Annotated in this window: 12 protein-coding genes; 3 read left to right on the forward strand and 9 right to left on the reverse strand. The window is 72.0% G+C overall.

What is annotated here, in order from left to right; all coding sequences use genetic code 11:
* The 3 genes from K206_RS0108560 to K206_RS0108570 all read right to left on the reverse strand — a co-directional run.
* Positions 1-208, reverse strand: a 208-nt coding sequence (locus K206_RS0108560) for a hypothetical protein (protein WP_043365898.1), incomplete at its 3' end; no start/stop codon positions are given.
* A gap of 233 nt (positions 209-441) precedes the next feature.
* Positions 442-1,962 (reverse strand): aldehyde dehydrogenase family protein, encoded by a 1,521-nt coding sequence (locus tag K206_RS0108565; RefSeq protein ID WP_020202002.1) that lies wholly within the window; start codon positions 1,960-1,962, stop codon positions 442-444.
* A complete protein-coding gene (locus K206_RS0108570) occupies positions 1,959-3,164 on the reverse strand; it encodes a saccharopine dehydrogenase family protein (RefSeq protein WP_020202003.1) in 1,206 nt (401 codons plus the stop codon). The genes K206_RS0108565 and K206_RS0108570 overlap by 4 nt, the downstream gene beginning before the upstream one ends.
* Before the next feature lie 165 nt (positions 3,165-3,329).
* On the opposite strand from K206_RS0108570, the gene K206_RS0108575 reads away from it, so the two are divergent.
* Both K206_RS0108575 and dapB read left to right on the forward strand, forming a co-directional pair.
* Positions 3,330-3,779, forward strand: a complete 450-nt coding sequence (locus K206_RS0108575) for an Lrp/AsnC family transcriptional regulator (RefSeq protein ID WP_020202004.1) — start codon at positions 3,330-3,332, stop codon at positions 3,777-3,779.
* Positions 3,780-3,814: 35 nt separating this feature from the next.
* Entirely contained in the window at positions 3,815-4,624 is an 810-nt protein-coding gene (dapB, locus tag K206_RS0108580) for a 4-hydroxy-tetrahydrodipicolinate reductase (protein WP_020202005.1), read from the forward strand.
* A 44-nt stretch (positions 4,625-4,668) separates the two neighbouring features.
* Here the strand turns inward: dapB and K206_RS0108585 are convergent, their stop codons facing one another.
* From K206_RS0108585 to K206_RS0108610, 6 genes are all read right to left on the reverse strand, one after another.
* The gene (locus tag K206_RS0108585) at positions 4,669-5,325 is read right to left on the reverse strand and encodes a hypothetical protein (protein WP_020202006.1); all 657 of its coding nucleotides are present in this window, start codon (positions 5,323-5,325) and stop codon (positions 4,669-4,671) included.
* Positions 5,326-5,386: 61 nt separating this feature from the next.
* Positions 5,387-5,695 carry a hypothetical protein gene (locus K206_RS0108590; RefSeq protein ID WP_020202007.1) on the reverse strand — a complete coding sequence of 103 codons (309 nt, stop codon included), beginning with the start codon at positions 5,693-5,695 and terminating at the stop codon, positions 5,387-5,389.
* Between the two features lie 128 nt (positions 5,696-5,823).
* A complete protein-coding gene (locus K206_RS0108595; RefSeq protein WP_020202008.1) occupies positions 5,824-7,371 on the reverse strand; it encodes a chloride channel protein in 1,548 nt (515 codons plus the stop codon).
* A gap of 122 nt (positions 7,372-7,493) precedes the next feature.
* Positions 7,494-8,474, reverse strand: coding sequence for a tripartite tricarboxylate transporter substrate binding protein (locus K206_RS0108600; protein ID WP_020202009.1), 981 nt, complete (start codon positions 8,472-8,474; stop codon positions 7,494-7,496).
* A 76-nt stretch (positions 8,475-8,550) separates the two neighbouring features.
* The gene (locus tag K206_RS0108605) at positions 8,551-10,056 is read right to left on the reverse strand and encodes an acyl-CoA synthetase (RefSeq protein ID WP_020202010.1); all 1,506 of its coding nucleotides are present in this window, start codon (positions 10,054-10,056) and stop codon (positions 8,551-8,553) included.
* Entirely contained in the window at positions 10,056-10,961 is a 906-nt protein-coding gene (locus tag K206_RS0108610; protein WP_020202011.1) for an SDR family oxidoreductase, read from the reverse strand. The genes K206_RS0108605 and K206_RS0108610 overlap by 1 nt, the downstream gene beginning before the upstream one ends.
* 138 nt (positions 10,962-11,099) lie before the next feature.
* Between K206_RS0108610 and K206_RS0108615 the strand changes: the two genes are divergently transcribed.
* Positions 11,100-12,026 carry a LysR family transcriptional regulator gene (locus K206_RS0108615; protein ID WP_020202012.1) on the forward strand — a complete coding sequence of 309 codons (927 nt, stop codon included), beginning with the start codon at positions 11,100-11,102 and terminating at the stop codon, positions 12,024-12,026.
* The last annotated feature ends 260 nt before the right edge of the window (positions 12,027-12,286 follow it).

Below are 12,286 nucleotides of genomic sequence, written 5' to 3' on the forward strand. Positions count from 1 at the left end.
CGCCGCCGTAGTAGCCGCCGCGATAGCCGTAGTAGCCGCCGTAGACCCCCGGCGTCACCACCACCGCGGGCGCGGCATACACCGGCGCCGGCGCCACGGCCACTTCCCCGCCGCCGCCGTAGCCATAGGCCGGATAAGCCGGATAGACCGCGCAGCCCCCGAGCAGGGCGGCGCCGGCCACCGCGATCCCAATCATCCACGTTTTCATTTTCGTTGTCCTTTGCGGGCAGGTTATTGCCTGCCCATAAGAACGTTATACGGGGCGGGTCGGTAATACAGGGTCAATGTGCTGTAACCGTTGTTACGAATGGAAACGGGATGGCGTTTGTATGGGCCAATCGGGAAGAACGGGAAAAAGGGGAAGACGGAAGCGCCGTGCTTCCGCCATGTCCGCGCCATATCCGCACCATGCACGCGCGATGTCCGCGCCACGCCCGCGCCTCACACCTCGAACCGTATGCCCTGCGCCAGCGGCAGCGCGTCGCCGTAGTTGATGGTGTTGGTGGCGCGCCGCATATAGCCCTTCCACGCGTCCGAGCCGGACTCGCGCCCGCCGCCGGTGGCCTTCTCGCCGCCGAACGCGCCGCCGATCTCGGCGCCGCTGGTGCCGATGTTGACGTTGGCGATGCCGCAGTCGCTGCCCGCGGCGGACAGAAAGCGCTCGGCCTCGCGCAGCGACTCGGTGAAGATGCACGACGACAGGCCGTGCGCCGCGGCGTTGTTCAGCGCGATGGCTTCATCCAGCGTGTCGTAGGGCATCACGTACAGGATCGGCGCGAAGGTCTCGGTCAGCATGGTCTCGTGCTGGCGGTCGGTCAGCACCAGCGCCGGGCGCACGTATTCGGCATTCGGATAGCGCTCCGCCAGCACGCGCTCGCCGCCGTGCACCACGTTGCCGTGGCCGCGGCAGCGCAGCAGCGCGCCGGCCATCGCGGCCCCGGCGGCACCGTCGATCAGCGGGCCGACCAGCGTCGCTTCCGCGAGCGGGTCGCCCACCGGCAAGGTGCTGAACACATGCATCAGCCGCGTGGTCACGGCGTCGAACAGGTCGGCATGGACGAAGGCGCGGCGCAGCGTGGTGCAGCGCTGCCCGGCGGTGCCGGCGGCGGAGAACGTGATGGCGCGGATGGCCAGCTCGATATTGGCCGACGGCGCGACGATCGCCGCGTTGTTGCCGCCCAGCTCCAGGATCGCGCGCTTGAACTGCCCGGCGCAGGCGATGCCGACCTCGCGGCCCATGCGCGTGGAGCCGGTGGCGCTGACCAGCCGCACGTCGGCGTGCGCGACCAGATGCTGCCCGAGCGCCTGCGTGCCGGCCAGCACCGTGGCGATGCCGGCGTGATGGGGCGCGGCGATGTCGAGCACGCCGTCCAGCAGGCCCTGCACGGCGAGCGCGCACAGCGGCGTCTTCTCGGACGGCTTCCACACCACGCCGTTGCCGCACACCAGCGCCAGCGCCGCGTTCCAGGCCCACACCGCGACCGGGAAATTGAACGCCGAGATCACGCCGCACAGGCCATACGGATGCCAGGTCTCGCGCATGGCGTGCTGCGGCCGCTCCGAGGCGATGGTCAGGCCGTGCAGCTGGCGCGACAGGCCGACCGCGAAGTCGCAGATGTCGATCATCTCCTGCACCTCGCCCAGCCCTTCCTGCAGGATCTTGCCGGACTCCAGCGAGACCAGTTGGCCGAGATGCTTCTTGTGCTCGCGCAGCACCTCGCCGAAGCGGCGCACCACCTCGCCGCGCACCGGCGCCGGCACCAGCGCCCAGCTGGCCTGCGCCGCGCGCGCGCGTTCGATGCGCGCGTCGGCCTCGGCCGGCGTGCAGGCGGGCAGGTGGCCGAATGCCTCGCCGTCGATGGGCGAGCGCACCGGCAGCGCGCCGGCGGGCCCTTCGCCTTCGCGCCACGGCGCGGGCAGACCGATGGCCTGCCAGCAGGCCGCGAATTCCCTGGCTTTCATACCGTTGCCTCCTGGAGCGGGTGACAGGTGTAGTGTCGGCCGAAACGGTTGGCGAGGAAAGCGTCCAGTGGTATCGCCTCCTGCGGCACGAAGCCCTGCCGCGGCAGCACGCCGGTGGCCACGAGGTCGAGCGCGGCGCAGATGCCGGCGGCGGTGGTGAGCTGGATCGCGTTGAGGTGGCCGGCGGCGGTGTCGGCCCCGCCGATGCGCGCCGAGAACGACTCCTGCATCAGGCGCCCGCGCGCGCCGCCGCTGCCGGCGGCATGGCCGGTGGCGCTGGCGAACACGATCACCACGTCCTGCTGCGTGGCGGGAATCGCGCTGTCGAAGATCTCGCGCATCCAGTCGCGCCGCTCGCGCAGGCGCAGGTCGTTGAGCAGCAGTTTCATCACCGCGCAGTGGCCCGGATAGCGGATCGACTTGTAGTCCACGTCGCGCGCGCGCCCGGCCAGCGTCTCGGGCAGCGTGCCCAGCCCGCCGGAAGTGTTGAAGGCCTCGTATGCGATGCCGTCCAGCGCGAAGCTTTCCAGCCCTTCGAGCGCGGGCACCTCGACGCGGCGCCCGTCGACGATGGCCTCGCACGGATTGCAGTATTCGTTGATGAGCCCCTCGGTGCTCCACGTCAGGTTGTACTTGAGCGCGTTGCTCGGAAAGCGCGGCAGCGCGCCCACGCGCATCTTCAGCGCCAGCAGTTCGCCGCCGCCGCGCAGGAAGCGCTGCGCGAGCTCGTTGCCGACCACGCCGATGAAACCCGGCGCCAGCCCGCACTGCGGCATCAGCACCGAGCGCGCGCCCACCGCCAGCGCGCGGATGGCGTGGGTGGCGGCCACGTCTTCGGTCAGGTCGAAGTAATGCACGCCGAGGCTGGCCGCCACCGTGGCCACGCCCACCGCGGCATGGAACGGCAGCGCGTTGAGCACGGCATCGGCGCCGCGCAGCAGCGCCGCGCAGTCCTGCGCCCGGTCCAGCGCGCGGGCGCCGACCGCGATGCCTTCGGGCAGGCCCTGGAGCTGCGCCGGGTCGCGGTCCACCAGCGTGACGCGGTAGTCGCCGCTGTCGTGCAGCATGGCGGCGATGGTGCGGCCGATCTTGCCGGCGCCGAGCACCACCACGCGCAGCGGGAACGGGGAAATGCCCGCGGGGGATGCCGCCGGCGCATTGGCGGCCGGGGCCAGCAGGCTGGGCGGATCGAGCTTGCTCATGAGGTTCTCCTGTCGGTATGGCCTGTGTTCATTCACTTGCTGACTGAAGTATGGTGTCGGGCACAGTCGGAATGAACAGGCAAGATTGACGAAAACACCTCATAATCGAACGATTCGACAAGATGAATCGTCGAATCGTCATCCCCCTCCCTGCGACGCCGCGCCATGACCGAACTCGACCAGACCGACCGCCACCTGCTCGCGCTGCTGCAGGCCAACGCGCGCGAGAACGCCGCCAACCTCGCGCGCAGGCTGGGCATCGCCCGCACCACCGTGGTGGCGCGCATCGCGCGGCTCGAGCGCGACGGCGTGATCGCTGGCTACGGCGTGCGGCTCGGGCAGCAGATGGAAGACAATGCCATCCTGGCGTTCTGCGGCCTGTCGGTCATGCCCAAGGCCGCGCCCGCGGTGGTCAAGGCGCTGCGGCGCTTCCCGGAAATCGAGGAGCTGAATTCCGTGAGCGGGCCGGTGGACTACATGGCGGTGATCCGCTGCGACACGCACGCGCGGCTCGACAAGCTGCTCGACGAGATCGGCGCGCTCGACGGCGTCAACCACACCACCACGTCGATCGTGCTGGCGCGCAAGATCGACCGCCGCCGCGCGGCGGGCTGAACGCATCCGCAGACTCACTTCAGGAGAACAGCACGATGAGCAATCGCATCCGAGTCGCCGTGGGCGGCGTGACCGGCTGGGCCGGCGGCGAACTGGCGCGCGGCGTGGCGCACGCCGACGACATGACGCTGGTGGCCGGCCTGTCGCGCGGCGCGGCCGGCCAGACCCTGGCCGAACTGACCGCGCACAAGGGCACGCCCGGCGTGGCGGTGGCCAGCATCGACGAACTGGCCGCGGGCAGCTTCGACGTCTACGTCGAATACACCAAGCCCGACGTGGCCAAGCGCAACATCCTGCAGGCGCTGGCCCGCGGCGCGCACGTGGTGGTGGGCACCTCGGGGCTGTCCGACCAGGACTATGAAGAGATCGACGCCGCCGCGCGCCAGGCCGGCCGCGGCGTGCTGGCCTGCGGCAACTTCGCCATCACCGTGGTGCTGCTGCAGAAGTTCGCCGAGATGGCCGCGCGCCACCTCGAGCACTGGGAGATCATCGACTACGCCAAGGCCGGCAAGATCGACGTGCCCTCCGGCACCGTGCGCGAACTGGCCTACCGCCTCGGCCAGATCCGCGAGGCCAGGCAGGTGGTGCCGGTCGACCAGGTGAAAGGCCCGAAGGAAGCGCGCGGCGCCACGCTGTCCGGCAGCCAGGTGCACGCGGTGCGCCTGCCCGGCTACCAGCTCGGCGTGGAAGTGATCTTCGGCTCGGACGGCCAGCGCCTGCACCTCAGGCACGAAGCCGGCGACGGCTCCAAGCCCTACGTCTCGGGCGCGCTGCTGGCGATCCGCAAGGTCAGCGGGCTGCGGGGCGTGGTGCGCGGGCTGGACAAGGTGATGGAGGGGCTTTGAGGCTTTGAGGCACAAACCCCGGGGCCGCAGGGCCGCCCGACGGCCTACCAGCCCTTCTTGTCCCCCGCCTTCCCGGCCGGCGCGGCCTTCGCCGCGGAGGCGGCTTCCTGCGGCTTGAGCTGCTGCGCCATCGCCGCGTCCTGGTTCGCCATCAGCAGGCGCGCCTGCGGCAGCAGCAGTTCCACCGTGCCGGTGTTCGGGTCTTCGGGGATGGCGTACAGCTCCACCGTCAGCGGCCGCTTGTTCCAGCCGGCGTGCACGCTCTTGACCGGCTTGCCGGCCTTGTCCTTCATGTCCACCTGCTCGGCGCGGAACGGCTTGCCGTAGCGCGCGGTGAGGCTGTCGACGGCGGCCTGCTCGGAGCGGATGCCGTCGGTGGGCACGATCAGCCCGACCAGCGCGCTGCGGTCGACGAAGGCCACCACGTGCGGGCCGTCCATGAACGCGGGGCGCTTGTCGCGCGGCACGCCGACCTGGCGCATCACGCCGTCGCCGCGCAGTTCCACGCACAGGGCGGTCACGTCGCGGCCATCGGGGGTGCGCTTGTCGGCGCAATCGGGCAGGTCCGGCAGCGGGCCGCCGATTTCCAGGCTGTCCAGCATCGGCGCGAACTTGTCGGCGCCGTCCTTGGCCGCGGCGCCGGCCAGCGGCGAGAGCAGCAGCAGGCTGGCGGCGGCCAGCCCGGCGAGGGGGTATTTCATCCAGACTCCTGAGAAAAGCTGCGGATTGGAGCGCCCCCCGCGCGCGTGGTTCCGCCGGGGGCTATTGCGTCATACGCGACACCGCGTTGGCCAGCACCGCCAGCAGCACCAGCAGCAGGCCCCATAGCAGCAGGCGCGGCACGCGGCTGGGCGGCAGTTGCCGCTGCGGGGAGCGCGCGCCGCGCGGCAGCGGCGCGCGCAGCCGGGTGTGGCCGTGCAGGCCGCGCGTGTGCCAGACCGTGTCCGGCCCGAGATCGCGCACGGCGGTGCTCTCCTTGGCCGGCGGCCTGGGCTGCTGCGTGCGCGATGCGCGTGACGTACCCGATGCGCGCTGGGCGCCGCCGTTGCCGGACGGTCGTTGCGTGGCCATCTGTGCTCCCCGGTTCATGATGCCGGCGCGGATCGTCATGTGCCGCCGGTACACAGCGCCGGTGCGGTGGCCCGGGCGCCGCCAATGGTAAGGCAAAGCAGCGGCGGGCACCACGTCCTGAACGCCGCTTATGTGGCCGGCGCCACTTTCCGCGTGGCGGCCAGCGCTTCGCGGCGGAAGGCATGGGCGACGTGGTGGTAGAACGGGCTCGGGCAGAACTGGCGCGCCACGAAGGAAGACAGCAGCGCCGCGGCCAGCAGGAACACGGTCAGGTCCTGCGAGCGCGTCATCTCCATCACGATCACGCTGGCGGTGATCGGCGCCTGGGTGGCGCCGGCCAGGAAGGCGGCCATCGACACCAGCGCCAGCACGCGCGGCTCGGTAAGCGGAATGGACAGGTAGGCCACCACGTGCTCGAGCGCCGCGCCGATGCCCGCGCCGATGGCCAGGCTGGGCGTGAAGATGCCGCCGGGAATGCCGGCGAAATACGACACCACCGTCGCCGCCAGCTTGGCCACGCCGAACCACAGCGTCGGCGCCGACTCGCCGTTGATGAGGCGGCTGGCCTGGTCGTAGCCGGTGCCGAAGGTGGCGCCGCCGCTGGCCCAGCCGATCGCCGCCGCCACCAGCCCGCACAGCAGGGCGGCCAGCACCGGGTGGTCGAGCGGCCACGCCCGCAGGCGGGCCGGCAGCAGCGCCGGCAGGCCGCCGATCAGCGCCTTGGCGAACAGGCCGCCGAGCACGCCGTTGAACAGCGCGGCCAGCAGCACCGGGCCCCACGCATCGTGCAGCGCGAGGATCGGCGTCTTGACGGCGAAATACGGGTTGTTGCCGAAAATCGCCAGCGACAGGAAACCCGCCGTCAGCACGCCCGACAGCACCAGCCGGTCCCAGCGCACGGTGGTGCCGCGGCCCAGCTCTTCGATGGCGAACACCACGCCGGCCAGCGGCGTGTTGAACGCCGCCGCGAGGCCGCCGGCCGCGCCCGCGGCGATCAGCGCGTTGGGATGGAAGCCGATGCGGAAATGCAGCCGCTCCTGGCACCAGCGCCCCCAACTGAGCATGGCCGCCGCGCCGACCTGCACCGACGGCCCTTCGCGGCCGATGGACGCACCCGCGAGCAGGCCGCCCGTGGTCAGCAGCACCTTCCACATCGATTGGCGGAACGACACCAGCAATGTTTGCGCCGGGCCGGCCGGCGGCAGCCCGAACGAGGCGATCACCTGCGGAATGCCGCTGCCGCGCGCCTGCGGCGCCAGCCGCAGCGTCAGCCAGCGCAGCGCGGCCAGGCCCGGCGGCAGCAGCACGAAGGCCAGCCACGGCGTGGCGGCGGTGGCCCGCTGGTTCCAGTTCAGCGCCAGTTCGGCGATCCACGCGAACAGCAGCGAAAACAGCGCCACGCCGCCGGCGCCGCACATGAACACGGCATAGCGCAGCGTGGTGCGGGAGATGCGCCACATCTGGCGCGACTTGCGCCCGGCGGCCAGGCGCGCGCGGCGGCGCAGCGCGCGCAGGTGGGCATGCTCGGCGGCGGCGCGCGCCTGCGCGCGGGCTTCGGCGCCGGCCTCGCGCCCGATGTCCCGCGGCGCGTCCGGGCCGGCGCCGGCCTCCGGCTCGGGACCCGAGGGCGATGGCGGTTCTGGTTCGGGACGGGAGTCGGTCTCGGCGTCTTTCATGGAGCGGCTGGGGCGGAGAAATGCGGCGGGCGGCCCGGTGGGCCGGACACGCCACGGCGTCACGGCACTATACGCCGATCGCCGCGCCGGGTCCGCCGCCGGCGCCCCTGCCGCCGGCGCGCTCAGTCCAGCGCGATGTGGTTGGCCTGGATCACCGAACCCCAGCGCGCGCGGTCCGCGTCCACGTAGCGCTGCACCTCGGCGCTGTCGCGCGGGCGCTGGATCACCAGCCCGAGCGCGGCGAAGGTCTGGCGGAACGGCGCGTCGCCGGTGGCCCTGGCGGCGGCGGCCTGCAGGCGCGCGACGGCCTCGGGCGGGGTCTGCGCCGGCACCGCCAGGCCGAACCACGTGGCGGCCTGGAAACTGGGATGGCCGCTCTCGGCCACGGTGGGCACGTCGGGCAGCACTTCCAGGCGTTCCTTGCTGGTGACCGCCAGCGCCTTGAGCTTGCCGGCCTTGATGTGCGGCAGCGAGGTGCTGACCACGTCGATCATCAGCTGCACGTCGTTGGCCAGCAGCGCCGCCAGCGCGGGCGCGCTGCCGTTGTAGGGCACGTGGGTGAGGTCGATGCCGAGCTCGGTCTTGAGCATCTCGGTGGCCAGTTGCAGCGGGTTGCCGAGGCCGACCGAGGCGTAGTTCAGCTTGCCCGCGTTGGCCTTGGCGTAGCCGGCGAACTCGCGCACGTTGGCGGCCGGCACCTGAGTGTTGGTCACCACCACCAGCGGGATCTCGGCGGCGACCGAGATCACCTTGAAGTCGCGCCGGGCATCGTAGCCGACCTTCTTGTAGAGCATCGGGTTGAGCACCATGCTGGCGTTGCTGGCCAGCAGCACGGTGTAGCCGTCGGCGGGCGCGCGCGCCACGCTGGTGGCGGCGATCATGGTGTTGGCGCCGGGGCGGTTCTCCACCACCACCGGCTGCCTGAGCTCGCGGCCCATGCCGTCGGCCAGCGCGCGCGCCAGCTGGTCGGCCGAGCCGCCGGGCGTGTACGGCACCACCAGCTTGACCGGCCGGTCGGGAAAGGCGCCCGCCGCGGCGAGTTGCGCGCAGGCCAGCGCGCCCGCGCCGAGCACGGCGCGCCATGTGGAAATCCAGCGTTGCATTTGGTTGTCTCCTTCTTTTTTATGATCTGCCTTGCGGTTTGCCGGCTTGCGCCGCCGGCAGGCGTGCCGCCGCCGCTCACACGCGGCGCGCGCGGCCCTCCCAATATTTGTCGCGCAGGCGGCGCTTGGCCAGCTTGCCGGTGTCGTCGCGCGGCAGTTGCGCCTCCACCACGATGGTGCGCGGCACCTTGAAGCCGGACAGGCGCTGGCGCAGCCATTCGATGATGGCGCCCTCTTCCAGCCCGGCGCCGGGCACCGGCTGCACCATCGCCAGCAGGCGCTCGCCGTATTCGTCGTCGGGCACGCCGAACACCACGCAGTCGGCCACGCCGGGATAACGCACCAGCTCGTGCTCGATCTCCGCCGGGTAGATGTTCACGCCGCCGGAGATCACCATGTCGGAGGCGCGGTCGCAGATGAACAGGTAGCCGTCCGCGTCCAGGTAGCCCATGTCGCCGAGGCTGACCAGGCCGCCGCGGTCGATGGCCTGGCGCGCCGCTTCGTTGTTGCGGTAGGTGAAGTCGGGGTAGGCCGGCTGGCGCACGTAGACCAGGCCGATCTCGCCGGGCGCGCAGGGCGAGCCGCGCTCGTCGAGGATGCGCACCTCGCCGTCGTCGACCGCGCGGCCGGCGGTGCCGGGCTTCGCGGCGGCGTCGGCGGGCGTGGCCACGGTGATCATGCCGGCTTCGCTGGAGGCGTAGGTTTCGTGGATGACCGGGCCGAACCAGTCGAGCATGGCGCGCTTGACCTCGGGCGCGCACGGCGCGCCGGTGGAGGCGACGAAGCGCAGCGAGGACAGGTCGTAGCGCGCGCGCACCTCGGGCGGCACCTTGAGCATGCGCACGTACATGATGGGCACCAGGTACAGCACGTCGATGCGGTGCCGCTCCACCAGCGCCAGCACCTGCTCCGGATCGAAGCGCGCGCACAGCACCAGGCGCTCGCCCATCTGCAGCGCGTTCTGGATGAACACGCCGGGCGCGCTGTGGTACAGCGGCGCGGCCATCAGCGCGCGGCAGCCCGGCACGATGCCCATCGTCTGCGCCACCACCGAGCGCATGCGCTCGAGCTGCGCGTCGAGCCGCTCCAGCGGGATCGGCGCGCGCAGCACGCCCTTGGGCCGGCCGGTGGTGCCGGAGGTGTAGGCCATGTGGCCGCGCGGCGCCACGCGCGGGCCGTCGTAGGGCGGCTGCGCGGCAAGCCAGTGGTCGTAGTCGATGGCATCCGCCGGCACCGGCGCGCCGGCCTCGGCCAGCGCCAGCACCGGCACGCCGGCGGGCACCACGGCGCGCACGCCGTCGAGCAGGCCGGCATGGACGATCAGCGCGCGCGCGCCGCTGTCGGCCAGCAGGAAGCGGACTTCCTCGGCGGTGAAGTGCCAGTTGATCGGGCAGTAGTAGGCGCCGGCGATGCGGCAGGCGTGCACGATGTCGGCAAAGGCGGGGTCGTTGCGCAGCAGCACGCCAACCACGTCGCCCTCGCCCACGCCCAGCGCGCGCAGGCCGCCGGCCAGGCGCGCGCCGCGCGCGAGCAGCGCGTCGCCGCCGCGGTGGAGGTCCTCGAACCAGAGATCGGCGGCCATCAGTCGGCTCCGGCGGCGGCGGGCGCGCCGACCGTGCGGGCGGCGCGGTCGGCGGCGTTCTTCGCGGCGATGCGTTCGCGCGCGGCCTGCCACTCGGCGTCGCCCCAGTCCAGGTACTGCGTGAAATACGCGCCGTTGGCGAAATGGTCGCCGCCGTCCAGCGCGATGGTCTGCCCGTTGATCCAGGTGTTGTCCGGCGCCAGCAGGAAGGCGGCCAGGTTGCCGATGTCCTGCGGCTGGCCGAGGCGGCCGGTGGGATTCTGCGCGGCAAGCTGGTCCTGCTGCGAATCCCGCGGGCGCAGCCGCGAGCCGGCGCCTTCGGTCGGGATCACGCCCGGCGCGATGGCGTTGCAGCGGATGCCGTGGCGGCCCCACTCCACCGCCAGCGACTTGGTCATGGCGTCCACGCCAGCCTTGGACATTGCCGACGGCACCACGAACGGCGAGCCGGTCCAGACCCACGTCACCACGATCGACAGCACCGCGCCCGGGTGGCCGTCGCGGATCCAGCGCTTGCCGACCGCCTGGGTGGTGTAGAAGGTGCCGCGGAAGACGATGTCGGAAATCGCGTGGAAGCCGTTGGGCGAGAGGTCCTCGGTGCGGCTGATGAAGTTGCCGGCGGCGTTGTTGACGAGGCAGTCGAGCGGGCCGTGGGCGCGCCAGATGGTCTCGATCATGGCGTCCACGGCGGCGGCGTCGCGGATGTCCACCGCGTGCGTCGCCACCTTGGCGCCGTGGCGGCCGCGCAGCATTGCCGCAGCCTCGTCGAGCACCGGCAGGCGGCGCCCGCACAGGTGCAGCTCGGCGCCCAGCCCGGCCAGGCGGTCGGCCATCGCCAGGCCCAGCCCGGTGCCGCCGCCCGTGACCAGCACGCGCCGGCCGGCGAAAAGATCGTCCTTGAACATCGTTGTCTCCTGTCTGGCCCCGCGCATGCCAGTCCGGCGGGGGAGCACTCACTGTAGTCCCGGCACGCGGCATCGACAATTCCCGACAGCTGACTCACAATGTTGCGCCACAAGTGACAATCCCCCAGGGAATCCCGGATGGACCTCAACCTGATCCAGGCTTTCGTCGACATCGTCGAGGCCGGCAACTTGTCCGAGGCGGGCCGCCGGCGCGACGTCACGCGCTCGCAGGTCAGCCGCCAGCTGCGCGAGCTGGAGCAGCAGGCCGGCGCCCAGCTGCTGCGCCGGACCACGCGCCGGCTGGAGCTGACCGAGCCGGGCCGCTCGCTCTACCAGCACGGCCTGCGCATCCTGCAGGAGGTGGCGCTGGCCCAGGCCGAGATCGACAGCCTGGGCAAGACGCTGCGCGGGCACGTGCGCCTGAGCGTGCCGTCCGGGCTCGGCGACACCTTCATCGCGCCGCTGCTGCTGGAGTTCGCCGGCGAGCATCCCGGCATCACGCTGCGCGTGTTCTTCGCCAACCGCGTGGTGGACCTGATCGCCGCCGAGATCGACGTGGCGCTCAGGGTCACGTCGCGGGCGCAGCAGGATTACGTCGCGCGCGACATCTGCGCGATCGAGTGGCAACTGTTCGCCTCGCCCGCCTACCTGGCGCGCACCGGGCCGCTGCACGCGCCGGCCGACCTGGCGCGCTGCCAGTTCCTGTGCCCGCCCTACCCGGCGCGGCGCTTCGTGCTCACGCTGGACCGCGGCGAGCAGCGCGAGCAGGTGGCGCTGGCGCCCTACCTGCAGTCCGAGCATTTCCCGTTCCTGATGCGCGCGGTGCGCGAAGGCCACGGCGTGGGCCTGCTGCCGGCCTATGCCGGCTGGGACGACGTGCGCGCCGGCCGCATGGTGCGCGTGCTGCCCGAATGGCACGCCGAAGGCCTGGGCGACCGGCTGTACATCATCACCACGCCCAACCTGCATCCGTCGATGGCCACGCGCGCGCTGATCGACTTCCTGCGCGAGCGCATCCCGGCGCTGGACGTGTTCGCCGGCCAGGGCGGCGGGCCCGCCGCGTGACGCCGCGCGCCGCGCGCCAAGCGAAGGCCATGTGAACAATTCGCTGCGCGCTCTTGAATCCGCGCGCAGCCAGCCTCAGCTACGGGATTCGCGCGCGGCGCGGCAAGACGGCGCCGCCGCGCGCCCGCCGGACCCGGCATGCGCCGGATCCGCCTCAAACTCCCTGGAGGTGGCATGCCCCCTCGCACCACCGTTTTCGTGGCCGCCCTCGTGGTCGGCCTGCTCCACATCTATATCGGCGTGCGCCTGCTGCCCGACCT

The sequence above is a fragment of the Cupriavidus sp. WS genome (genome assembly GCF_000395345.1).
GTDB lineage: Bacteria > Pseudomonadota > Gammaproteobacteria > Burkholderiales > Burkholderiaceae > Cupriavidus > Cupriavidus basilensis_B.

What these genes read in the sequence shown, in the direction of transcription:
- K206_RS0108565 (WP_020202002.1), bottom strand. Translation starts at nt 1,962, where the DNA reads ATGAAAGCCAGGGAATTCGCGGCCTGCTGGCAGGCCATCGGTCTGCCC.
- K206_RS0108570 (WP_020202003.1), bottom strand. Translation starts at nt 3,164, where the DNA reads ATGAGCAAGCTCGATCCGCCCAGCCTGCTGGCCCCGGCCGCCAATGCG.
- K206_RS0108575 (WP_020202004.1), top strand. Translation starts at nt 3,330, where the DNA reads ATGACCGAACTCGACCAGACCGACCGCCACCTGCTCGCGCTGCTGCAG.
- dapB (WP_020202005.1), top strand. Translation starts at nt 3,815, where the DNA reads ATGAGCAATCGCATCCGAGTCGCCGTGGGCGGCGTGACCGGCTGGGCC.
- K206_RS0108585 (WP_020202006.1), bottom strand. Translation starts at nt 5,325, where the DNA reads ATGAAATACCCCCTCGCCGGGCTGGCCGCCGCCAGCCTGCTGCTGCTC.
- K206_RS0108590 (WP_020202007.1), bottom strand. Translation starts at nt 5,695, where the DNA reads ATGGCCACGCAACGACCGTCCGGCAACGGCGGCGCCCAGCGCGCATCG.
- K206_RS0108595 (WP_020202008.1), bottom strand. Translation starts at nt 7,371, where the DNA reads ATGAAAGACGCCGAGACCGACTCCCGTCCCGAACCAGAACCGCCATCG.
- K206_RS0108600 (WP_020202009.1), bottom strand. Translation starts at nt 8,474, where the DNA reads ATGCAACGCTGGATTTCCACATGGCGCGCCGTGCTCGGCGCGGGCGCG.
- K206_RS0108605 (WP_020202010.1), bottom strand. Translation starts at nt 10,056, where the DNA reads ATGGCCGCCGATCTCTGGTTCGAGGACCTCCACCGCGGCGGCGACGCG.
- K206_RS0108610 (WP_020202011.1), bottom strand. Translation starts at nt 10,961, where the DNA reads ATGTTCAAGGACGATCTTTTCGCCGGCCGGCGCGTGCTGGTCACGGGC.
- K206_RS0108615 (WP_020202012.1), top strand. Translation starts at nt 11,100, where the DNA reads ATGGACCTCAACCTGATCCAGGCTTTCGTCGACATCGTCGAGGCCGGC.